Source organism: Variovorax sp. GW823-FHT02B07 (assembly GCF_058797695.1).
On the sequence record NZ_JBXAJX010000013.1, the window covers coordinates 24,314 to 45,568 of the forward strand.

A 21,255-nucleotide genomic window follows, 5' to 3' on the forward strand; every position below is an offset into this window, starting at 1 on the left:
GGTGATCCTTCCTTGCCCGCTTCTTGGTACGGAGCGAGCCTCTCCATGGGCTCTTACTTGTATTCGATGCTGAACGTGGCGGTGCCGTCGGCCCGGCCCGGCGTCACCTGGTTGCCGGTCTGGAAGTAGCGCGCGGTGTAGTTCAGTACGTAGTCGCCGTTCATCGAGGTGCCGACCAGCGCTTCTTCCCCGAACTTCACGGGCACGTTCTTCGCGTCAATCACCTGGATGCCCACGCCGGTCGCCAGGTTCGGCGTGCCTCGCGTGGGTCGCAGCACGCCGGGTTCGTTCGACGGGTCTTGTGCCGCGTCCATGCGCAGGTACACCGTGTTCTGCGCGTTCTGTCCCGCCTTGCAGTTGAGCTTGATGCTGAACTTGCGTTCGGCCGTGGTGCTGCCGCGGCCCTTGAAGCCGTCCTTGGGCACCTTGCCGAATTGCACCAGGATGTTGCGCGAGCCCAGGTCGACCGAACACGAGGGCGTGATGATGGTGATGCCTTCGCCCAGCAGGTTCGTCGTGAGAACCGACTGCGTGTCGGCGACGCTGTAGTACCGGGTATAGGTGCCCTGCGCGAGCGGGCCGTTGCCGGTGACGGGCGCGGTCTTGAACAGTTCCACCTGAAAGCGGGACGCCGCGTTGAAATCGCCGAAGTCGTCGGTGGTCGAGCGCTCGTGCGGGTAGTAGGAGACCGAGCTTTGGTCGAAGTAGCGCGACAGGCGGATGCCCACCCCGGGGACGCTGGTGGTGAACACGTGGTCGTAGCCCGGCACGGGGGTGCCCTGCAGCATCACGCCTTTCACGACGCCGCCTTTCTTGCAGGTCCATGGCTTGTCGGTCGTGCCGGAAAGGGGCAGGGGAAAGAACTGCTGCTTGAACACCGTGCCCACGCTGGCGTCGTTGGGAATGACGACGCGGCCGATGTTCATGTTGACGATTTTTTCCACGTAGCCCTTGGTCACGTAGCACTCGGCCAGCACTGGCGAGGCGCACAGCAGCAGGCCCAGGGCCGAGGCTGCCGTGCAGGCATTCAACAGGGGGCATCTGCTCATTTCATTCCCTTCGGTGGCGCGCTGTCTGTCGCCTGGCATTGCGCGGTCAGTTCGCGGATGGGCGGGGGGCTGGGATCGACCGGCAGGCGGTAGGGCACGTTGCACTGGTCCGCCGCGTCCTGGCCCCAGCGCACCGTGAGCTGGCCGCTGTCGCCCGCGCCCGTGACGAAGGCCTGGCCGTCCGGTCCGACGACGCCGACTTCCTGGCCGCTCTCGTTCTCGATCCGCGCGCCCAGCGGCAGTGCGCGTCCCTTGCCGTTGGTCAGCGTGATCAGCAGCCGGTAGCCCACCGAGGTCTCGAAGCGCGCGGCCACCACGGCGCCGCGCGTGGGCACCACGTCCATGGCGGCGTTCCTGACTTCCACGGTGTCACCCAGGTCGCCGGTGCGAAGCGCGACGCGGTTGAGCCGGTACGGGCTGAGGTTGGGAATGACGGCGTCGCCCGCCCAATCGGTGCTCACGCCCGGACGCGATTCGAGGCCGACGCCCTGCGCCTTGGGCGCCTGCACCAGCGCCACGGTTTCGCCCAGAGGCTGCGACAGCGTCACGCCACCCGCATGCGCCAGCAGGCCGCCGGCCACGCCGACCGTGGTCTGGCCGTAGCCCGGGCCGCGCGAATGCCCGAGGTCGAAGCGGCCCACGGGCGAGAGGTAGCTGGCGCTTGCGCTGCCGCTGCTGTCGCCGCCTTGGTTGGCATGCGCCGCGGTCAGGTTGTAGGTCAGGCGGCTGTCGTCGAACGCCGCGCCGTAGACGCTCGCCTGCTGCACCAGCCGGCCACCGATCTCCCGCGTGGCGGCGTACTGCGCGTGGGCGCGCGTGTCGCCCAGGGGAATGGTCAGCGTGAACATGATCTGCCGGTTCGGCGCGCGGTTCAGGCTGGTGCTGTGGTTGTAGAAGAGGCTGTAGCCGAACTGCCTGTAGCTGCCCGAGTAGCCGACCTGCACCAGCCGGTCCTGGGCGGAGGTGCCCCAGTAGCTCTGCTGGCGCGCCGAGGCGTACACGGATCCCCACTCGCCGAGCTGCTGCGACAGCTCGAAGCGCAGCTCGTTGCGCCGGCTGTGGAACGACTCCTGCGGCTGTAGGTCCTGCATCTGCACCGCCTCCTGGAAGGTGCGGTAGCCACTCGTGGAGTAGCGGTAGCCTGCCACGCGAAAGCTGGTGCCGGCGTCCAGGAAGGATTTCGAATACAGGAAGCGCAGCGACTGCCCGTTGTAGACCGACGCGCCGTTCAGGGGCGTGCGATCGGTGGTCCGCGCGTGCGTCAGATCGACCGAGACGGCGCCGAAATCGCGCAGGTTCTTGCCAACCCCGACAAGCAGCGACTGGTACATGTTCGCCCCCATCAGCCCGCCGTACAGCGAGAGCTCGTTGCCCAGCCCGCGCGCCAGCGTGGCCTGCAGGAAGGCCGGTCGTGCCGCCGCAGGCGTGGTCGGCGAGGTCTCGACGCCTTCGCCATTGCGGTACCTCCCGACGGCGGCCGAGAAGCGCCACGTGCCTTCGCGCAGCAGCGTGGGCACGGCCGAGAAGGTCTGCGTGTAGCGCGTCTGCCGGCCATCGGCCTCGGCGATGCTCACTTCGAGGTCGCCGCTCGACGAGGTGGGGTAGAGGTCGTCGATGACGAACGGGCCGGGCGCGACGTAGGTGCTGTAGATGATGTAGCCGTTCTGGCGCACCGTGACCCGCGCGTTGGTCTGGGCGACGCCGCGGATGGTGGGGGCGTAGCCCTGCTGGCTGTCGGGCAGCATCGCGTCGTCGGAGGCCAGCTGCACGCCCCGGAATGGCAGGCTGTCGAAGAAATTGCCGGGCGTGTTGCCGTCGCCGATGCGCAGGTAGGCGTTGATCGATGCCAGGTCGCGTTGCGCGTACGTGCTCACGCTTTGCCAGCGGCTGTGGCCGTCGAGGCCGCGGTTGTAGGTCGAGAAATGGCGAAAGCGCCAGTCGCCGACATTGAAGCCCGCGCGCAGTCCGGCGAAGAGCGTGTTGCGCTGCGGTTTGCGCGCGTTGTCGGTGAACGGATTGCCGTCGAAGATGTTCTGTGGCGCCGTCGGCATCGGCGCGGTGTCGCGCGTGCTGTTGCCGCTGTAGCGTGCGAAGTTCAGCTGGTAGTCCAGCATCGCGGCGGTGATGCCGCGGTCCCACTTTTCGGGGCCGACGGCCCCGCGTGCCGACCGCTTCAAGGCCGCTTGCGGGATGCTGAGCGTCAGGCGCTGCTTGCTGCCGTCGTAGGTGACGGCGGATTCGGGAATGGCGGAGACCAGGTCGACGCAGGCGTCGTCCGGCAGGCTCGCCAGGCCGGGAAACACCGGCACGTTCAGGCCCCATGTATCGAACATGCCGCGAGTGAGGCAAGGGGTGGCGTCGAGTTGGCCTTCCACCGCGGTGAAGCGGATGTCGGTCTGGCCGGTGCTGCGCTCGTTGAGCGAGACATCGACGAGGTACGTCCCCGCCAGCACGCGGTTGCCCGTGGAGAACAGGGACAGGTCTGCGTGCGGCTGGTCGCCGCCGATGCTGAGAAATTCCGCATTGAAGTCGGCACCGCCCGATGGCGGCCGTGGCGCGGGTTGCTGTGCGAGGGCCGGCACGCTCAGCATGCCGAGCGCACCCAGCATGGCGGCATGAAGTGCCGATCGGGCGGGTGCGCGAAAGACGCAGGAGTGACGCATGGCGATTCGTCCCGGACGCGGGGTCATCACTGCTTGCTGCCGTCCGCCGGGGCGACGGGCGGCGGCAGCAGCTCGGCCTTCACCGCCACGGGCGTGGTGCCCTGGGGAACGCGGACCTGCTCCCCGGGCGTTTCGCCGCCGTAGTCGTTGAGCGTGGTGAAGCTCACCCGGATCGCTTCGGGCGTCTTCACCGCGGTCAGCGGGTAGCTGGCTTCGCCGAAGGGCGGCACCATGTCCGCGTTGATCTTCTGCTGGCCGTCGTTGATGTCCAGCGCCGTGAACGTCACGTGGTAGGCCGACGGATTGGCCACCCGCAGCACCGCGCCGCGCCCCTCGGGGCCGGGGCTCACCACCCACTGCAATTGCGCGCGCGACTCTTCCGGCTTGCCCGCCAGCCGCGCCGGCCGGTAGAACAGCTTGATGCGGCTGCGCACCGCGATCTGGAGCACGTTCTCCTCCTTCGAGCGCTCGGGGATCTCCTTGACGTTGAGCCAGAACACCGACTCGCGGTCGGCCGGCAGGTCGCCGGCCACGCGCATGATGCGCAGGATGTTCTCCATGCCCGGATCGAGCCGCGACAGCGGCGGCGTGACGAGCAGCGGGGTCTTGTTCTGGCCTTCGCCGGCGTCGATCCAGGTCTGGACCACGTAGGGCGAGGTGCTGGTGTTCTTCACCGGAATGGAGGCCTCGCGGTCCTTCTCGCCCAGGATCACGCGCGTGCCGCTGAGCGTGATGCCCGCGCCGGCCGGCCACGGAAGGCACAGCGCCAGCAGGACGGCAAAGGTCCATTGGAAGCGGTTCTTGCTGAACATAGAAAAAATTCCTCGGCGCGTTTCCAACACATGAACCGCGCGCACCCGACCGTGCCGGCGCACCACGAAGTGCGCCCGGCGTGCGGGCAAGAAATGAAAACGGGAGGTGGCATCTGCCGCCGTGTGTCGATCGGGCGGTGGTGCCGTGAGGCCGGGGCGGTATCGCGCCGACGCGATGCGAAGGGCTTCGGTCGGCGTGCGAAGACCGCGGATGCGGCGATTACTTGTAGGCGATCGTGAACTGCGCGACCGAGTTGGCCGGACCCGCCGTGACGGCCGAGCGGGTGGCGACGTACGCAGCCTGGAACTTGAGTGCGTTGTCGCCCTGGCCCAGGATGTAGACCGCCGACGGCGAGCCCAGCGGGAGCTTGGTGCCGGCGGAATCGCCGAGTTCGATGGCGACACCGCTGGCGGCACCCACGCCGACCTGCCCGGCGTTGGCCAGGCGCAGGTTGCTGGCGTCGTCGAGGTCGGCGGTGCCGCTGAAGGTCACGGTCGCGCCCTTGGCGGTGGCGCCGCAACCCAGCAGGTCGATGTTGAACCTGGCGGGCGTGGCCTTCTTGCCGACGACCGCGGTGCCGGCGGTGGCGCCGTCGAACACGGTGCGCGACACCTTGCCCAGCGGCACGGTCAGGTTCTGGCTGCTCGGTGCGATCGAGCACAGCGTGTCGACGATTTCGCCGGTGAAGTTCACGGTGCCGTCGGCGGCCAGCGCGCCTTGCGAGAGAACCACGGTGACCGCGACTGCTGCAGCCTTGAAAAAACTACCCTTTTGCATTTGATTTCCCTGAACTTTTAAGAATGAATAACGTTTGCCTTTGTAAGGCGGGCGGAGTCTATTTCTTAAATCTTCTGGATGAAATGCGAAGTTTTCAGTGATTAACTTTGGTTGTGTTTGGTTGTTTGTTCTTGTGAAGAAATGGTGACATATTTCATGTGAAATGCGGATTGGTGAAATTGAAAAACTCACCGCACGCAGGCGAATGAAAATGGAGATTTAAAGGAGGATCGCCGATTGAGGGTTGTCGGCGTTCAAGAAATTGCGTCCGAATTGTTAATCGAAAATGCAGGCCAACCCGCCGGCAGAGTCTTTGCAAAGCTCCGCTTGATTCTGGGCCGGCGGCAGCAGCTCTTGGCCAAACGGTTAATTTTCGAGTGATTTAGTTCACTTTTGAATGTCCGCAGGTCATTGGAATATCACACGGTTCCAAACGCGTATGCCTGAGGGACGCATGCCGTTCATAAATTGGCTTGACTCCCACGCGACCGGCGCAGGAGCACCGGCGTGACAGGGCCTCCGAAGACAAACCCCGCGCGCACAACATCCAAACCCACGTCTTCAGGAGTTCACTCGATATGCGTACCCATTTCATTGCCGCCGTTGCTTTCACTGGCGCGCTCGCCCTCTCGCAATCCGCCTCGGCGGCGGACGGGAACATCTCTTTCAACGGCGAGATCACGGGCCAGACCTGCGTGATCAACGGCGGCAACAAAGACATCGTCGTGACCTTGCCGACCGTCGCCGCCAGCACGCTCAGCGCGACCGGCAAGACGGCCGGCAAGACGCCGTTCAGCATCGAGCTGACCGGTTGCGCCGCCACACCCGCCAAGGTGCAGGTCCAGTTCGAGCCGGGCGCCACGGTAGACAGCACGACCGGCCGTCTCATTCCCTCCCCGGGTGGGGCCACCAATGTGCAGGTCGGCCTGAGCAACGCAGACGACGCCAGCCCCATCAAGCTTGGCCTGGCGCTGTCGGCGCAGAGCTCCAAGGCCGCCGACATCGTCAACGGCGCGGCCTCGCTGCGCTACACGGCCGAGTACGTCGCCAGCGGCGGTGCCGCCACCGTCGGCAAGGTCACGACGAGCGTCGTGTATTCGATCGCCTACCAGTGACGGGTTGCGCGGGCGGCCGCAGCCAGCGGTCGCCCGTGTCCGGAATGACCGCTTCGGGAGAACCCATGAAGACTGCGCATGTATCGGCTGCGATGCGGACCGTGACGGCGGCCGTCGGCGCGCTCGTCCTGTGTGGCGGGGTGCAGGCGGCCGTGGTGATCGCCGCCACCCGCGTCATCTATCCCGCGAAAGAAACCGAGGTCACGCTGAGGCTCTCGAACGAGGGGGCGTCGCCCGCCCTGGTGCAGGTCTGGACCGATGACGGCAATGCCGAAGCCGGCCCTGCCGCGAAGGGCGCGCCGTTCCTGGTCACGCCGCCGGTGTCCCGCATCGATCCCACGCGCAGCCAGACCCTGCGCATCGCCTACACGGGTGAGCCGCTGCCTTCCGACCGCGAGTCGGTGTTCTGGCTCAACATGCTCGAAGTGCCGCCCCGTCCCGAAGGGGCCATGGCCGACGCGAACAAGCTGCAGCTGGCGTTCCGTTCGCGGATCAAGCTGTTTTTCCGTCCGGCCGGGCTGGCAGGAAAGGCCGAGGGGGCCCCGGCCAAGGCGGTCTGGCGGCTGGTCGGGCGCGAGGGCGCGCCGGCGCTCGAGGTGCGCAACCCGACGCCCTATCACCTGAACCTCGTCTCGGTGGAACTCGAAGGCGACGGCAAGCGCGCAGGGTTCGACGACGGGGTGATGGTGGCGCCGGGCGAAACCAGGGAGCTCCCGCTGAAGGGTTCGCTCGATGGCCGTGCGGCCGCAGACCTCCAGTTTCGCTATCAGACGCTGAACGACTACGGTGGCGCCGTGCAAGGCAACGCCGTGCTCCCCAAGGGCGCCGCACGCTAGCGGATGGCGACGCATGAAGGCCTCGAAGAACGCCGTGCGGACCGTGCGGCGGTTGTCCCCCTGCGCGTTGGCGGCGCTTCTGGCGATGGCGGCCAGCACGCAGGTCAGGGCCGACACGCCGGCCGCCGCAACGCAGCCTGCGGAAGTGCGCTTCAACGAAGACTTCCTGCGGCTGGGCAACGGCGTGCCGCTGGACCTGAGCCGCTACAACAAGGGCAACCCCGCTGAGGCGGGGCGCTATCGTGCCGACCTCTACGTCAACCAGATCTGGCTTGGGCGCAGCACTGTCACGCTGAAGGCCGTGGGCGCGCGCAGCGGCGATGTCGCGACCTGCTTCGACCGCGACCTGCTCGAGCGTGTCGGCATCGATCTGCAGCGCCTGTCGCCGGAGGCAACAGCCCTGCTGCCGGGCGCCGCGCCGTCGCCAAGTGATTGCGTGGCGCTGGCCCAGCTGGTGCCTGACGCGACCGCGTTCTTCGACAACGGCGAACAGCGGCTCGACATCGGCGTGCCGCAGGCGGCGCTTCGGCGCCAGGCGCGCGGCCATGTGGACCCGAGCCAATGGGACGACGGCGTGCCCGCCGCCTTGCTGCAGTACGACGCCAACTACTACCGCTCGAAGACCGCAGGACGCTCGGACAGCCAGGGCTACGTGGGCCTGGTGGCGGGCGGCAACATCGGCCCCTGGCGGCTGCGGCACCACGGCAGCCTCACGACCGGCTCGGCGCGCGGCACCCACTACCAGGGCACGCAGACCTACGTGCAGCGCGCCGTCGAGCCCTGGGGCAGTCAGTTGGTGGTGGGCGATGCCTTCACCGAGGGCGCGCTGTTCGACAGCTTCGGCTTTCGCGGTGTGCAGCTGGCCACCGACGACCGCATGGTGCCGGAGTCTCAGCGCGGCTATGCGCCGCGCATCACCGGCATCGCTCGCGGCAACGCGGTGGTGCGCGTCAGACAGAACGGCAACCTGCTGCGCGAGACCACGGTGGCGGCCGGCGCCTTCGTGATCGACGACTTGTACCCCACGGGCTACGGCGGCGACCTCGACGTCGAAGTCACCGAAGCCGACGGCAGCGTGCAGGTGTCGAAGGTGCCTTATGCGGCCGCGGTGAACGCGCTGCGTCCCGGCATCACGCGTTACCGCGTGACGGCGGGCCAATTGCGCGATTCACAGCTGCACAGCCGGCGCGCATTGTTTCAGGGCACGGTGCAGCATGGCTTCACGAACATGCTCACGGGCTACGGCGGCGTGCTGCTTGCACGCGGCTATCGCGCCCTGGTGGGTGGGGCCGCGCTCAATACCGAATGGGGCGCTTTCGGCGTCGACCTGACCGGCACCGCGGCCAGCCTGTCCGGGCAGGAGCGCCGAAGCGGCCACAGCGTGCGGCTGGCCTACACCAAGATCCTGGCGCCCACCGACACCCACGTCACGCTTGCGGCCTACCGCTATTCGAGCAAGGGCTACCTGGGTCTGCGCGAAGCCGTGGCGCTGGGCGAGGCCCCGGGGCCCTCGCGCGGCGACGGCAGCGGCCTGCCGGGCGGACACCTGCGCGGCCGCCTTCAGCTCATGCTCAACCAGAACCTGCCGGGCAACATGGGGTCGTTCTACCTGAGTGGCTCGACCCAGGACTACTGGAACCGCGAGGGCCGGGACACGCAGTTCCAGGCCGGCTACAGCAAGAGCTTCGGTCGCGTGAACCTCGGGCTCTCGGCCGCCCGGCAGTTCGACCCCTTGCGCAAGCGCTGGAACAACACGGTCATGCTGACCTTCGGCATTCCGCTGGACGCCGGGTCGCGTGAGGTCTACACCACGTCGAGCGTGCAGCGCGATTCCAGCGGCGCGATCGACATGCGCACCTCCGCAGGCGGCGTGTTCGGCGAAGACAACGCGTGGAGCTACAGCCTCAACGCGAGCCACAGCCGCGGGGGCGAAGGGGCATCGAAGTCGTCACGCACCGGCGGCGGCGCCACGGTGGCCCATGTCTCGCCCGTCGCCACCTGGCGCGGCAGCGCGTCGGCCGGCGAAGGCTATTCGCAGCTGGGCGTGGGCGTATCGGGCGGCGTGGTGGCCCACGGCGGTGGCGTGGTGTTCGCGCCTGCGATGGGAGAAACGCTCGCCATCGTCGAGGCGAAGGGTGCGAGCGGCGCTCGCGTCGCCAATGCAAGCGGGTTGCGTGTCGGGCCAGGAGGGCAGGCCGTGGTGTCGAACCTCGCGCCCTTTGCGAGCAACGAAGTCGAGCTCGATCCCAAGGGCCTGCCGATGAGCGTGGAACTGAAGTCGAGCACGCAGCGCGTCGCACCCACCGCGGGCGCCGTGGTCAAGCTGAAGTTCGAGACCTCGGGCGGCGGGCGCTCGGTGCTCGTGCGCGTCACCCTGGCCGACGGAACGCCGGTGCCGTTCGGTGCGCGGGTGACGGACGCGGCGGGGCAGGAGGTCGGCACGGTGGCGCAGGACGGGCGGCTTCTGCTGCGCAGCGTGATGGCCGAGGCCGCGCAGTACGAGTTGGCGTGGGGCGAGGAGAAAGGGCAGCGATGCAGCTTGCCGCTTCTGTTGGGCGCGGCGTCTACCGATGCCCCTGCGTCGCCGTGGCAGGTGGTGGACGCTCAGTGCGCCCAGTGAGAGGGCGACCAGTCTCCAGACAACGGACAAACAAGGACAAGCGATGAACTGCAAGAGATGGCTATCGAAATCGATCAATCGCACCGTGCGCGCGGCGCTGGCGTGTCTTGCCATGTGCTTGCTGGGGTTGCCTCTTTCCGTGAGCGCGCAATCGAAATGCACGGCTTCGCCCAGCGTGGTCGCCGCGCTGCCCGCCACGATCTACGTGAACCCGAATCTGGGGACGGGAGGGGGGCTGACGTCTTGGTTGCCTCTAATGCAGGGGGGAGGGGGGCTTATGTATACCTGCACCGGAAACGCGCTTCTTGGTGCTGCGATCAAGGTTGTGGGGTTGTCGAAATCAGGTATTCAGGTTCTATATTCCGGTACCCCAATCAGCGTCTTTGACACGAATGTCCAGGGCGTTGGCGTTGCGTTTGCCGCCTCCCTTTTCGTGGGGCCGTGCAACAGCGGTGTCGTCGACGCTGGTGGCCTGCCATCAACGGCCCCTGGATCGGGAGCAGCTGCAACGGTTCAGTTCACACCCTCTTCAGGCGTATGGGTCAAGTGCGGTACCGCAGGAGTTGGCCGAGTGAGCGCCTCCGTATTGATGCAGTTTGTGAAAACGGGAGCAATCAGCGGAGGAACCGTAACGCCCTTTGCCCCCATGCTCGAGTCGAGCTACAGCCTCGACGGGGTGCTGACAAAGGGCACGTGGAGCGTTACGGCAGGGCCGACGGTGGTCCAAGGTCTTCCGACTTGCACAGTGAAGGACCTGACCGTCGCGATGGGCTCGTACAAGAGTTCGGCGTTCGCAGGCATCGGCACGACCACGCCAGCGAAGGACTTCGAAGTTTCGGTCACCTGTCCTCCGGGGATGATGCTTGTGACCACGGGGCCTTTGCCGCGCCCCGTGTCTGTCGCGTACCGAATCTACTCAAATGGCACAGAGAACCCGCGTACCAACGTGTTTGCGCTTTCTTCCGGGTCGACAGCCAAGGGGATTGCCTTGCGCATCAGCAATTCGGCGTCTGTCCCATTCGGTGCCGGGAGTGCCTATCGCCTGGACTACGACGTCACCTCCGGTAGCAGCCATTCGGTCAAATTCCAGGCCGCCTATCAACAGATCGATGCAACGGTCACACCGGGGACGGCAAACGCCGTGTTGATCTTTGCGATGAACTACCAATAGGTGGTCATGCCCTTGGCGGCCGACCTCGCGGATTGAAGTCACACGCGCGTAGCACAACACGCCATCTTGCACCTAGACAGCGCCGTCGGGTGGAGTGATTGCACTGAGAAACGCGTCACATTGCACGCGTAACATCGCTCCGGTCGCCTTGCCCAAGGCGCTCTTGAATGTGCCGCTTCAGCGGCGGATGGCAAGGAGGGAGCACCATGGAACAACGCGCGGTTTCTCTTCGTCGGCTCGCCGCGATGGCCGGCATGTCCTGGCTGGGCGGGCTGGCGCTTGGCAGCCACGCCGGGGACGGCACCATTCATTTCACCGGTGCCATCGTCGCCGCGCCCTACCAGGTGGCCCTGGTGCAACCCCAGCAACATCAACGACAACAGCCGCAGCGGATGAAGGCGACATCGACGGGCGAACGCCAGGCCGAATTGGCCTTTTCCCGTGAAACCGTGGACCGGCCCAGCGCGCGAATGAAGGTCGAGATGGCGCGCACGCAGGCGGTGTCGGCGCGCTTCGTGGACAGCCGGGGGCGCACGCAGGCCATCGATCCCGCGCAGTGGCATGCGATCGGTCAGCAGGGCGGCACGCTGTCACTGCTTGCGTTGGCGCAGCCGCAAGCGGGCGGCCCATCGGCCGCACTGGTGACGCTCGCCTACGACTGACGCTGCGATATCGCGGCGATGGCGTGAACCGAGTCGGTGGCGGCCATCGCACCGACGCTGATGCCCGCCATGTCGAGCCGCGAGATCGGCAGCGTCTGGCTCTGGCTGTGGCGCATGGCCATCCGCAGGCGGAACTCCTTGGGCGTCATGCCCTTGATCTCCAGGAAGCGTCGGTTGAAGTTGGCGATGTTGTTGTACCCGGCGGCGTAGCAGATGCTCGAGATCTGCTGGTCGCTTTCCATCAGCAGCTGGCACGCCTTGCCGACGCGCAGCCGGTTCACGAAATCGGTGAACGGCACGCCCGTGGCCTGGCTGAACAGCCGCGAGAAACTACCCTGGCTCAGGCCTGTCTGCGCGCAGACCTCCGAGAGTGACAACGGCTGATCGAGGTGCTGCCGGATGTACGCGACGGCCTTGCCGATGCCAGTGACCGTCTCCGCGTTGCCCTTGACCGGCAGCCAGCCCGACGAGAGCACGCGATGCTGCCTGCAGCGCGTGAGCAGGCTCAGCAGGCCGAGAAACTCGGAGAACCGTTCGGGCCCTTCGCTGCGCTGCAGGCGCTCGAGGTGTTCGCGCACGTCGTCGCTGATGCCGAAGAACTCGATCCCGTAGCGGGCCATTTCGAGCAGCGGGGCTGCTTCCTGCAGTTCGGCGAACACCTGCATGCCCTGGCGCAGCGGTGCGTCCGGAAACTGCAAGGCGAGGCTGCGAAGTTCCACGCCTTCGGACGGCAGGTTGAGCGACACCCAGTTGTGCGGCAAGCGCGGCCCGGTGAGCACCAGGTGGCCGGGCTCGAAGCGCTCGACGTGGTCGCCGACGAAGGCCCAGCCTCCCGTGTCGGCGATCAGGTGCAGCTCGTACGCGTCATGGCAGTGCCAGCGCTCCTGCGGTGACGGGCTGCCGTGCTGCAGGCTGTGCAGGAAGCCACGCTGGCCCGAAGGCACCGGCCCGGTCTGCGGATGGTGCATGAAGCTGTGCTCGATCTCCGGGGCGGGGTTGCGGCGCACGCCTTGCGGCTTAATGGCGCTCCTCATCGCGAATGCGGCGCGGCGGCGCCCCGTGCGGTCTTCCTGCGTGTCCCTCGTCCTGGCATCGAGCACTCCCCTTTGTGTGTGTCTTGTGGCGGTTGCCGGGCCGTCCGGATTCGCGGCAGGCGAACGGTCGGCGCTCAAGACCTATTGGGGCGTAGCTCTGTAAATAAAAAGTAAACAATTCAAAAGCACAAAGAAACACGCGCAATGCAAACAAGTGTTCTGCGCATGCGGAGGCCCGCGGCCCGGGGGCGCCCGCTCAGGTAACTCGGTCAGGCCGCGTGGGCCGTGGTCGCTGGTGCGTCTGTGCGGTAGCGGGCCAGGGCCTGCGCAATGGCCCTCACCAGGTCGGCCGTGAGGAAGGGCTTGCGCAGGATCCGCGTGCGCGGCGGCACGGCGTAGCGGTGCGCGAGCAGGTCGGAGGGCAGGCCCGAGATCAACACCACGGCAGTGCGCGGGTAGAGGCGCTGCACGTCGCGCATCAGCTGCAGGCCATCACCGCCGGGGCCCAGGCTGACGTCCGACAGCACCAGGTCGAAGGCCTGGCGTTCGAGCGCGGCGGTGGCGTCGGTGGCCGACGCCACCGCCTGCACCCGCGCACCGTGCTCCTTGAAAAATTCGAAGGTGGCGTCGCGCACGTCGGTGTCGTCGTCCACCAGCAGCACCTGCAAGGCGTCGAGCGACAGCGCGGGTGGCGGCGGTGCGCAGGCCGGCGCCGCCGACGGCGCGGCCTCGGGCAGCACCAGCGTGAACGCGGTGCCCTCGCCGACCGTGCTGCGCACACGCAGGTCGCCGCCCGACTGCTTGACGAAGCCGTAGACGATGCTCAGGCCCAGTCCGCTGCCTTCGTTCTCCTTGGTCGAGAAGAAGGGCTCGAAGATGTGCTCCAGCACGTGCGGCGGCATGCCGTGGCCCGTGTCGCTGATGCGGATCTCGACCACCGGGCCGGGGCTGCCCTGCGCGCCATTCACGCCATGCGCCACCGTGCCGGCCGCCGCCGCGTGCCACGCGCTGTGCAGCGTGAGCACGCCCCCGCGCGGCATCGCCGCGCCCCCGTTCAGCGCCAGGTTGAGGATCGCGTTCTCGAGCTGCCCGCCGTCGGCCAGCACGCACGCCCCGTCGGCCTGCAGGTCGAGCTCGACGCGGATGCCCTGGCCGAGCGAGTACTCGATCAGGTCCTGCAGTCCGGCCAGCATCTGGTCGACATCGATCACTTCGGCGCGCAGCGTCTGCCGGCGGGCAAAGGCCAGCAGGCGCGTCGTGAGCACGGCGCCGCGCTCCGAGGCCCGGAACGCCCGGTCCACGATCCGGCGCATGTCGGGCGACAGGTCGTCGCGCGACTGCAGCAGCTGCAGGTTGCTGAAGATCGCCGCCAGCAGGTTGTTGAAGTCGTGCGCGACGCCGCCCGTGAGCTGGCCCAGCACTTCCATCTTCTGCGCCTGCCGCACTTGCCGTTCGAGCGCGCGGCTCTCGCTCTGGTCGCTGTACAGCGTGACGAAGCCGCCGGCCGGCATGGGGTGGTTGCGCACGGCCAGCACCTGGCCGTTGTCGAGCAGGTAGTCGTCGCGCCGCCGCTGCGCATCGGGTGGCCCCAGCAGGTCGACGGCGGGGCGGCCGTCGGCCAGCGCCGGCAACGCCGCGCGCAGCGTGTCGAGCGTCGCGCCGGTATGGATCGCCTGTGCGGGCAGGCGCAGCAGCGCGGCGAAGCGCGGGTTCCAGGCCACCAGGCGGCCTTCGGCGTCGAATGCACCCAGGCCGTCGTCGATGCTGTCGAGCACCGTGCGCAACAGGCGCCGCTGCTCCGAAATGTCCGCGCCCATCCGACGCATCGACAGCGTGTTGTCGCGGAACACGTTGAATGCACCGACGAGCGCACCGACCTCGTCGTCGCGCCGTGAGACATCGGGCGGCGCGCTGGCATTGCCATGCGACAGCTCGGTGATGGCGGAGGTGACCCGCGTGAGGTCGCGCAGCGATTCGCGCAGGCTCCAGTACCCGAGCACCAGCGCGGCGGCCGCGACCAGCAGCGCGAGCGTGACCGCGATCAGCCCCGAGCGCACGATCAGGCCCACCGAATGTTCGCGCGAGGACACCTCGGCGCTGAGCGCCGCCACATGGCGGTCGACCGAGCGCGTGAGCTCTTCCGAGAGCACGCGCGTGGAGGTCAGCAGCAGGGTCTTGCGATCGCGCAGCGCGAGGTGCTGCCTGCGCAGCGCGAAGATGCTGTCAGCCTGCGCGGCGATCTGGGCGCGGATCGCCGCATCGATGCGCAAGGCGTTGGCTGAGCCGGCGTAGGCGAGATAGACCCGCTCGGCCTCGTCCAGGTCGAGCGTGTTGTGGGCGTACAAGGCAACCCGCAGCAGATGCAGCGTGTGGTCTGCAACGAACCTGGAACGCTCGGGCAGATCGGCGATGCGGTGCTCCATCTGGCTCAGCGCGTGAATGCGCCCGCGGCCTTCTTCCCGCAGCGCGAGGTCCAGGCGCTTGAACTCGATCAGATCGTCCAGCACCACCTGCATGGCGCTCAGCACCTTCGGCACACCGGTGGCTGCGCCGCTCGCCGGCGGCAGTTGCGCCGCGAGCACGCGCACCTCCTCCTGTCGCTTCAGCAGATCGGCCTTTTCCTGGTTGAGCCGCGCCGATATCGACATTTCCGCCACGTACGGCGCTGCCGCCGCCAGGTGCGTGACGCGCTCCGACAGCGCGAGCGACTTCGCCACCGACGGCAGGATGCGCTCGTCGAAGCCCTGGATCGCGGCCTTGGCGTTGAACAGCGCCACCATCGCCACGGCGGCCAGCACCAGCGTGGTGATGGCCAGTACGGCGAACGCGGAGAGCCATCGCCCGCGCAGGCTGCACGAGCGCTTGCGCCCGCGCGCAGGCGCGTTCGCGTTCGAGGAGGTGCGGGGGCCTTGCATGGGGCGGGCGGGTGCGGGCGCTGCTGCCTCAGCAGCGCACCACGTTCGCTGCAAAGCGGTAGCCCGCGCCGCGTTCCGTGCAGATGAAGCGCGGATGGTCCGGGTCTTCTTCGATCTTGCGGCGCAGGCGCGACACCAGCACGTCGATCGTGCGGCTCACCGCGTCCGACTGGGCGCTGCGCGTCTTGAGCAGCAGCTGCTCGCGGTCGATGACGCGGTTTGCATGCAGCACGAAGACCTCGAGCAGGGCGAACTCGCCGTGCGTCAGGTCGCAGGGCGTGCCGTCGCCGTGCAGCAGCTCGCGCGCGGTGATGTTGAGGGTCCAGGGACCGAACAGGTAGCGCTCGTGGCTCAGGCGGTCGGTGCGCAGCGAGCGCGGCATGCCGGTCTCGGCCGAGCGGCGCAGCAGCGCGCGGATGCGCGCGACCAGCTCGCGGTTGTCGAAGGGCTTGGCGATGAAATCGTCGACGGCGGTTTCCAGGCCCAGGATGCGGTCGGCGGCCGTGCCCTGGCCGGTGAGGATGATGATCGGGATGCGCGAGCGCGTGCGCAGCTGGCGTGCGAGCTCGATGCCGTCTTCCTTCTTCAGACGCAGGTCGATGATCACGAGCGAGAAGGCGCGCTGGTCGAGGCGGGCCGCCATGGCCAGGCCGTCCGGCACGGCCTGTGCGCGAAAGCCCGACGACTCCAGCAGGTCGACCAGCGTCTCGCAGACTTCGGGATCGTCGTCGACCACCAGGATTTCGGGTTTCACTACGTCAAGCATGAGGTTCCAGAAGGCCGGACTGTGTGTCCGGTCGTCCAAAATTCTTGCAGACAAAAGCGCACCAATTGATACCTAAAGGTTAATCAAGTCCCTCTCAGGCTGGTATTTCGCGACTTTTTTTCGTCCGATGCTTTACACATGCATCGAAGCATCCCTTTCGGGGACTTCAATGTGATCCGTTTGTCACCCAAGTACAGGCGGTTCGACCGGCAGCGCCCGCTTGTGGGCGCTCTTGCGATGCGTCGACAGAATCACCGCGCGCGCCGCGGCCGACACCGGCTTGCCCTCGAGGAAATCGTCGATCTGCTCGTAGCTCACGCCGAAGGCGTCTTCGTCGGGCTTGCCCGGCACCAGCGACTCGAGGTCGGCCGTAGGCACCTTGTAGACCAGCGCATCGGGCGCGCCCAGCAGCTGCGCCACCGCGCGCACGCGGCGCTTGTTGAGGCCGGTGAGCGGCGTGATGTCAGCCGCGCCATCGCCGAACTTGGTGAAGAAACCCATGAGCGCTTCGGCCGCGTGGTCGGTGCCGATCACGAGGCCGTCGTGCGCGCCGGCCACCGCGAACTGCGCAATCATGCGCTGGCGCGCCTTGATGTTGCCGAGCACGAAGTCTTCGTGCGCCGCATCGCGAAAGGCCTGCCCGCCGGCGTGCAGCGCGGCCAGCATCGCATCGGCGGCGGGGCGGATGTCCACCGTCAGCAGGCGGTCGGGGCGGATCACCGCCAGCCCCGCCTGCGCCTCGGCTTCGTCGCGCTGCACGCCGTAGGGCAGGCGCATCGCGATGAAGGTGGCGTCGCGGCCTTCGGCGCGCAGCTTCTCGACCGCGCGCTGCGCAAGGCAGCCGGCCGTGAGCGAATCGACGCCGCCGCTGATGCCCAGCACCAGCGTCTTCAGGCCGGTGCTGCGCAGGTAGTCGGCGAGGAAGTCGGTGCGCCGCGCGAGTTCGGCGGCGGCATCGAAGATGGGCGCCACGTGCAGGGCCGCGATGATCTCGCGCTGCGTGGCATCGACGGGAGAAAGGTCTGCACTCATCTGTGGGGCCTGGATGTGAGGATGAAGATCAGAAATCGACAAGACTGAGACCGATGCTCAGCACGGTGCGCTTGCGGTTGTAGTCCACCAGCGTGTCGCCATAGCCATGGAACAGCTGCGTGTGGAAGCGCAGGTTGCTCTTGGTCGGATCGCCGATGGCCTTCAGCCATTCGAGGCGCACCGAACCGCGGCCGCTGTCGCGCAGGTTGTTGCGCACCGTGATGCCCAGCTGGTTGTCGCGGTTGAGGTTCCAGCGGCCCGTGACTTCGGCGCGGCCGATGTAGTCGGCGATGTCGGGGTTGTCGTCCTTCGCGGCGCTTTCGGACATGCGCTGCCAGACGCGGCCCGTGACGGTGAAGCGGTCGTCGAGCTCGGCGCCGCCCATCAGGTACACGCGGTTCCAGCTGCGCGACAGCGGCAGGCTCTGGCCGTTCGACTGGTGCACGATGCCCACGCCCGCATAGCGCCAGCGCCAGCCGCCGGGCAGGTGGACGTCGGTCGGGTAGACATACATCAGCTCGGGCTCGTGGTCGGTGGTGCGGAAGGGCCGCGAGATCGAGCCGTTGAACAGCTGCCAGGTCGACTGCTGCGAGTACGCGAACCACAGCGAGTCTTTCTTGATCGGGTCGTTCTGCGTGAGCATGCCCTGCGCGAGCTTGGTGCGCACCGACAGGCCGATGCGCATCTCGTTGGCCTGGTAGGCCACGGGCTCGGCCGTGTGGCCGGCCGACGGCGAGGTCGGCGGCTGGGGCTTGTCGGTGGCGGCCGAGGCCGACACCGTGAGCGGGCGGTAGCCGCGGAAGCCGAAGGTGCCGCAGTCGGTGGCATTCTCGAGTTCCCAGAAGCGTGACAGCGTCGAGTACTGGCGGTCGCGGCAGCCTTCGGTGGTGGCGACCGAGACCACGCGCGTGGCCGGAATCGCGCCGTCCACCGGCGGTTGCGTGCTCGCGAGCACCGGCGGCGCCACGGGCACCGACACCGAGGGCAGCGTCTGTTGTTGCGACCAGCGGTCGTAGCAGGCCAGGCGCGCTTCGTTGTTCGCGCCGAGCGCGGCGCACTGCTGCCAGGTGAGTTGTGCATCGGCCAGCGGACTGGCGGGCTTGTCGACGGCTTGTGCTTGTGCGACAGATGCGGCGCCGAGGCATGCGGCCACGGCAGCCACGGTGCGCAGCGTGAACAGAGAAGCAGGGTGTCGTCGTGTCGTCTTCATGGCTTTCCTTCCTGTGCGACGGTCTTGCGCAGCACGAACGGGTGCGTGCGCTCGGTCGCGGCATCGCGCCACGTGCCGCGGAACTCGCGGCCGCAGGCGCCGGGTTGCAGCGTGCCCGACCAGACGCCGCTGATGGCGCGGCCGTCCAGCGATTCGTCGATGGACAGCGCGCCCTCGTCGTCGACATCGCCCGCGAGCTGCGCGACGGTGGTCTTCGTGGCGGCACTGTCGGCGCGGCGCGTGATGGTGCCGCGCACGCCGGCGTATTCGGGGTGCTTGCCCAACTGCACGACGGCCGTGCCGGGCAGGTCGTCGAAGTGGGCGTCCCACTGGCCGTACAGCGCCTGCAGCGGCAGCTCGCGTGCGTCGGCGGGGCAGTTGGGGTCGCGGGGCGCGGCGCAACCGGCCGCCAGGGCGGCGGCAAGCAGCGCGACTGCGACCGTCGCCGTCGTCCTCATGGCGTGGCGGCGGCCTTGGCCGCGCTGTCCAGCGCCTTGCGTGCGAACTCGGCGCGCAGCGCCTTCAGCTTCTCGCGCGGGTCTTCCTTGGTCGTGGCCTTGTCCAGGCCCATCTCGGCGATGAAGCGGCTGGGCATGCAGGGCACCATGTCGCGGCCCTGCTTGCGCTTCTTCGTCCAGCTCACGGCCAGGCTGCGCTGGGCGCGGGTGATGCCCACGTACATCAGGCGGCGCTCTTCCTGCAGGCGCTGCGTGGTCTCGTCGCTCACCACCTTCTGGCGGCCGTTGTCGTCATCGAGCTTGAAGGGCAGCAGGCCCTCGGTCACGCCGATGAGCATCACGTGCGGCCACTCCAGGCCCTTGGACGCATGCAGTGTCGAGAGCGTGACCACGTTCTGGTCCTGCTCGCGCTCGCTGATGGTCGACAGCAGCGAGATGGTCTGCGCCACCTCGAGCAGGCTCTTGTGTTCGTTCGGGTTCGTGTCGTCGGCGCCCGAGGCGTCGTCGAGCGAACCGCCGGCGCGTTGCGACATCCAGTCGACGAACTCCAGCACGTTGGTCCAGCGCGTGGCGGCGGCGGCCTCGCTGTCTTCGCCTTCGTACAGATGGCGCTCGTAGTCGATCTCCTTGAGCCACTCGAGCATGAAGGCGCGCGAGGCTTCGGCGCCCATGGTGCGGCGCGCGCGGTATTCCAGGTCGTTGATGTAGCGGCCGAACTCGTGCACGCCGTCGAGCGTGCGCTTGGGGATCACGCTCGGCAGCGACGGGCTGAACAGCGCCGCGAACAGGCTCAGCTTGTACTGGCTCGCGAAGCTGCCCAGGCTGGCCAGCGTCGTGTGGCCGATGCCGCGCTTGGGCGTGGTGATGGCGCGCAGGAACGCCGGGTCGTCATCGTTGTTCACCCACAGGCGGAACCAGCCGCACAGGTCCTTGATCTCGGCGCGGTCGAAGAAGCTCTGGCCGCCCGACACCTTGTAGGGAATCTGCGCCTTGCGCAGCGCCTGCTCGAAGATGCGCGCCTGGTGGTTGGCGCGGTACAGGATCGCGAAGTCGCGGAACTCCTTGTACTGCTTGCCCTGCGACACCGTGTCGCCCGCGCGCAGGCTGATGATGCGCGCCACCGTGCGCTCGGCCTCGTGCAGCTCGGTGTCGGCATCGACGATGCGCACCGGCTCGCCTTCGCCGAGTTCGGAGAACAGCGTCTTCGGAAACAGCTTGGGGTTGGGGCCGATCACGTTGTTGGCCGCGCGAAGAATGGCGCTGGTGGAGCGGTAGTTCTGCTCCAGCTTGATGACCTTGAGCGTCGGGTAGTCGACCGGCAGCTTCTTCAGGTTGTCCAGCGTGGCGCCGCGCCAGCCGTAGATCGACTGGTCGTCGTCGCCCACCGCCGTGAACTGGCCGCGCTCGCCGGCCAGCGCCTTGAGCACTTCGTACTGCGTGGCGTTGGTGTCCTGGTATTCGTCGACCAGGATGTGGCCCAGCATGGCCTGCCACTTCGCGCGCACCTCGGGGAACTCGTACAGCAGCTTCAGCGGCATGCCGATGAGGTCGTCGAAGTCCACGCTCTGGTAGGCCTGCAGCCGCTCTTCGTACTGGACCATGATCTCGGCCGTGATGCGCTCGTTGTCGTCCACCGCGGCGGCCGCGGCCTGCGCAGCGTTCAGGCCCATGTTCTTCCACTTGCTGATCGTCCACTGCCAGATGCGGGCGGTGGCGATGTCGACGGTGCCGCCGCAGTCTTTCAAGATCTTGGTGACGTCGTCGGCGTCCAGGATGCTGAAGGCCTTCTTCAGGCCCAGCACGTGGCCGTCTTCTCGCATCATGCGCACGCCCAGCGCGTGGAAGGTGCACACCACCACCTTGCGCGCGTCGCGCCCGATCAGGTCCTTGGCGCGCTCGCGCATTTCGGCCGCCGCCTTGTTCGTGAAGGTGATGGCCGCGATGCGCTCGGGCTTCAGGCCCGACTGGATCAGCCGGCCGATCTTGTGCGTGATCACGCGCGTCTTGCCCGAGCCCGCACCCGCGAGCACCAGACAGGGACCGTGCATGTAGTTGACCGCTTCTTGCTGGGCGAGATTGAGACCGTGGGACATGGGGGAGGGGGAACCGGGAAAGCGGGAACGCGAAAAAGGCA

At 67.6% G+C, this 21,255-nt stretch carries 16 protein-coding genes; 5 read left to right on the forward strand and 11 right to left on the reverse strand.

Going from position 1 to position 21,255, the window contains the following annotated elements; translation table 11 throughout:
- Positions 1–53 precede the first annotated feature (53 nt).
- The 4 genes from AC1RGU_RS30750 to AC1RGU_RS30765 form a co-directional block, all read right to left on the reverse strand.
- Positions 54–1,049 carry a fimbrial protein gene (locus AC1RGU_RS30750; protein ID WP_492700266.1) on the reverse strand — a complete coding sequence of 332 codons (996 nt, stop codon included), beginning with the start codon at positions 1,047–1,049 and terminating at the stop codon, positions 54–56.
- A complete protein-coding gene (locus AC1RGU_RS30755) occupies positions 1,046–3,658 on the reverse strand; it encodes a fimbria/pilus outer membrane usher protein (protein ID WP_492700269.1) in 2,613 nt (870 codons plus the stop codon). The genes AC1RGU_RS30750 and AC1RGU_RS30755 overlap by 4 nt, the downstream gene beginning before the upstream one ends.
- A gap of 80 nt (positions 3,659–3,738) precedes the next feature.
- The gene (locus AC1RGU_RS30760; protein ID WP_492700271.1) at positions 3,739–4,524 is read right to left on the reverse strand and encodes a fimbrial biogenesis chaperone; all 786 of its coding nucleotides are present in this window, start codon (positions 4,522–4,524) and stop codon (positions 3,739–3,741) included.
- 220 nt (positions 4,525–4,744) lie between these two features.
- A complete protein-coding gene (locus AC1RGU_RS30765) occupies positions 4,745–5,302 on the reverse strand; it encodes a fimbrial protein (RefSeq protein ID WP_095743456.1) in 558 nt (185 codons plus the stop codon).
- A gap of 578 nt (positions 5,303–5,880) precedes the next feature.
- Between AC1RGU_RS30765 and AC1RGU_RS30770 the strand changes: the two genes are divergently transcribed.
- From AC1RGU_RS30770 to AC1RGU_RS30790, 5 genes are all read left to right on the forward strand, one after another.
- The gene (locus AC1RGU_RS30770; RefSeq protein WP_492700273.1) at positions 5,881–6,417 is read left to right on the forward strand and encodes a fimbrial protein; all 537 of its coding nucleotides are present in this window, start codon (positions 5,881–5,883) and stop codon (positions 6,415–6,417) included.
- A gap of 65 nt (positions 6,418–6,482) precedes the next feature.
- On the forward strand, positions 6,483–7,253 hold the full coding sequence (locus tag AC1RGU_RS30775; RefSeq protein ID WP_492700275.1) for a fimbrial biogenesis chaperone: 771 nt from the start codon (positions 6,483–6,485) through the stop codon (positions 7,251–7,253).
- Between the two features lie 13 nt (positions 7,254–7,266).
- A complete protein-coding gene (locus AC1RGU_RS30780; protein ID WP_492700277.1) occupies positions 7,267–9,873 on the forward strand; it encodes a fimbria/pilus outer membrane usher protein in 2,607 nt (868 codons plus the stop codon).
- 43 nt (positions 9,874–9,916) lie between these two features.
- Complete coding sequence (locus tag AC1RGU_RS30785; RefSeq protein ID WP_492700279.1) at positions 9,917–11,044, forward strand: fimbrial protein; 1,128 nt, start codon at positions 9,917–9,919, stop codon at positions 11,042–11,044.
- Between the two features lie 206 nt (positions 11,045–11,250).
- Positions 11,251–11,706 (forward strand): hypothetical protein, encoded by a 456-nt coding sequence (locus tag AC1RGU_RS30790; RefSeq protein WP_492700280.1) that lies wholly within the window; start codon positions 11,251–11,253, stop codon positions 11,704–11,706.
- Here the strand turns inward: AC1RGU_RS30790 and AC1RGU_RS30795 are convergent.
- From AC1RGU_RS30795 to AC1RGU_RS30825, 7 genes are all read right to left on the reverse strand, one after another.
- The gene (locus tag AC1RGU_RS30795) at positions 11,697–12,740 is read right to left on the reverse strand and encodes a helix-turn-helix domain-containing protein (RefSeq protein WP_492700282.1); all 1,044 of its coding nucleotides are present in this window, start codon (positions 12,738–12,740) and stop codon (positions 11,697–11,699) included. The two genes, AC1RGU_RS30790 and AC1RGU_RS30795, sit on opposite strands and share 10 nt — an antisense overlap.
- Positions 12,741–13,009: 269 nt before the next feature.
- Positions 13,010–15,655, reverse strand: coding sequence for a hybrid sensor histidine kinase/response regulator (locus AC1RGU_RS30800; RefSeq protein ID WP_492700284.1), 2,646 nt, complete (start codon positions 15,653–15,655; stop codon positions 13,010–13,012).
- A gap of 28 nt (positions 15,656–15,683) precedes the next feature.
- Positions 15,684–16,421 carry a response regulator gene (locus tag AC1RGU_RS30805; RefSeq protein WP_070063911.1) on the reverse strand — a complete coding sequence of 246 codons (738 nt, stop codon included), beginning with the start codon at positions 16,419–16,421 and terminating at the stop codon, positions 15,684–15,686.
- A 183-nt stretch (positions 16,422–16,604) separates the two neighbouring features.
- Positions 16,605–17,453 carry an NAD(+) synthase gene (gene nadE, locus AC1RGU_RS30810; protein ID WP_492700285.1) on the reverse strand — a complete coding sequence of 283 codons (849 nt, stop codon included), beginning with the start codon at positions 17,451–17,453 and terminating at the stop codon, positions 16,605–16,607.
- A 28-nt stretch (positions 17,454–17,481) separates the two neighbouring features.
- Entirely contained in the window at positions 17,482–18,663 is a 1,182-nt protein-coding gene (locus AC1RGU_RS30815) for a phospholipase A (RefSeq protein WP_354346687.1), read from the reverse strand.
- A complete protein-coding gene (locus AC1RGU_RS30820) occupies positions 18,660–19,121 on the reverse strand; it encodes a hypothetical protein (RefSeq protein ID WP_492700287.1) in 462 nt (153 codons plus the stop codon). Before AC1RGU_RS30820 ends, AC1RGU_RS30815 begins: the two co-directional genes overlap by 4 nt.
- On the reverse strand, positions 19,118–21,214 hold the full coding sequence (locus AC1RGU_RS30825; protein ID WP_062476196.1) for an ATP-dependent helicase: 2,097 nt from the start codon (positions 21,212–21,214) through the stop codon (positions 19,118–19,120). Before AC1RGU_RS30825 ends, AC1RGU_RS30820 begins: the two co-directional genes overlap by 4 nt.
- Positions 21,215–21,255: the final 41 nt, after the last annotated feature.

What these genes read in the sequence shown, in the direction of transcription:
- AC1RGU_RS30750 (WP_492700266.1), bottom strand. Translation starts at nt 1,049, where the DNA reads ATGAGCAGATGCCCCCTGTTGAATGCCTGCACGGCAGCCTCGGCCCTG.
- AC1RGU_RS30755 (WP_492700269.1), bottom strand. Translation starts at nt 3,658, where the DNA reads ATGCTGGGTGCGCTCGGCATGCTGAGCGTGCCGGCCCTCGCACAGCAA.
- AC1RGU_RS30760 (WP_492700271.1), bottom strand. Translation starts at nt 4,524, where the DNA reads ATGTTCAGCAAGAACCGCTTCCAATGGACCTTTGCCGTCCTGCTGGCG.
- AC1RGU_RS30765 (WP_095743456.1), bottom strand. Translation starts at nt 5,302, where the DNA reads ATGCAAAAGGGTAGTTTTTTCAAGGCTGCAGCAGTCGCGGTCACCGTG.
- AC1RGU_RS30770 (WP_492700273.1), top strand. Translation starts at nt 5,881, where the DNA reads ATGCGTACCCATTTCATTGCCGCCGTTGCTTTCACTGGCGCGCTCGCC.
- AC1RGU_RS30775 (WP_492700275.1), top strand. Translation starts at nt 6,483, where the DNA reads ATGAAGACTGCGCATGTATCGGCTGCGATGCGGACCGTGACGGCGGCC.
- AC1RGU_RS30780 (WP_492700277.1), top strand. Translation starts at nt 7,267, where the DNA reads ATGAAGGCCTCGAAGAACGCCGTGCGGACCGTGCGGCGGTTGTCCCCC.
- AC1RGU_RS30785 (WP_492700279.1), top strand. Translation starts at nt 9,917, where the DNA reads ATGAACTGCAAGAGATGGCTATCGAAATCGATCAATCGCACCGTGCGC.
- AC1RGU_RS30790 (WP_492700280.1), top strand. Translation starts at nt 11,251, where the DNA reads ATGGAACAACGCGCGGTTTCTCTTCGTCGGCTCGCCGCGATGGCCGGC.
- AC1RGU_RS30795 (WP_492700282.1), bottom strand. Translation starts at nt 12,740, where the DNA reads ATGAGGAGCGCCATTAAGCCGCAAGGCGTGCGCCGCAACCCCGCCCCG.
- AC1RGU_RS30800 (WP_492700284.1), bottom strand. Translation starts at nt 15,655, where the DNA reads ATGCAAGGCCCCCGCACCTCCTCGAACGCGAACGCGCCTGCGCGCGGG.
- AC1RGU_RS30805 (WP_070063911.1), bottom strand. Translation starts at nt 16,421, where the DNA reads ATGCTTGACGTAGTGAAACCCGAAATCCTGGTGGTCGACGACGATCCC.
- nadE (WP_492700285.1), bottom strand. Translation starts at nt 17,453, where the DNA reads ATGAGTGCAGACCTTTCTCCCGTCGATGCCACGCAGCGCGAGATCATC.
- AC1RGU_RS30815 (WP_354346687.1), bottom strand. Translation starts at nt 18,663, where the DNA reads ATGAAGACGACACGACGACACCCTGCTTCTCTGTTCACGCTGCGCACC.
- AC1RGU_RS30820 (WP_492700287.1), bottom strand. Translation starts at nt 19,121, where the DNA reads ATGAGGACGACGGCGACGGTCGCAGTCGCGCTGCTTGCCGCCGCCCTG.
- AC1RGU_RS30825 (WP_062476196.1), bottom strand. Translation starts at nt 21,214, where the DNA reads ATGTCCCACGGTCTCAATCTCGCCCAGCAAGAAGCGGTCAACTACATG.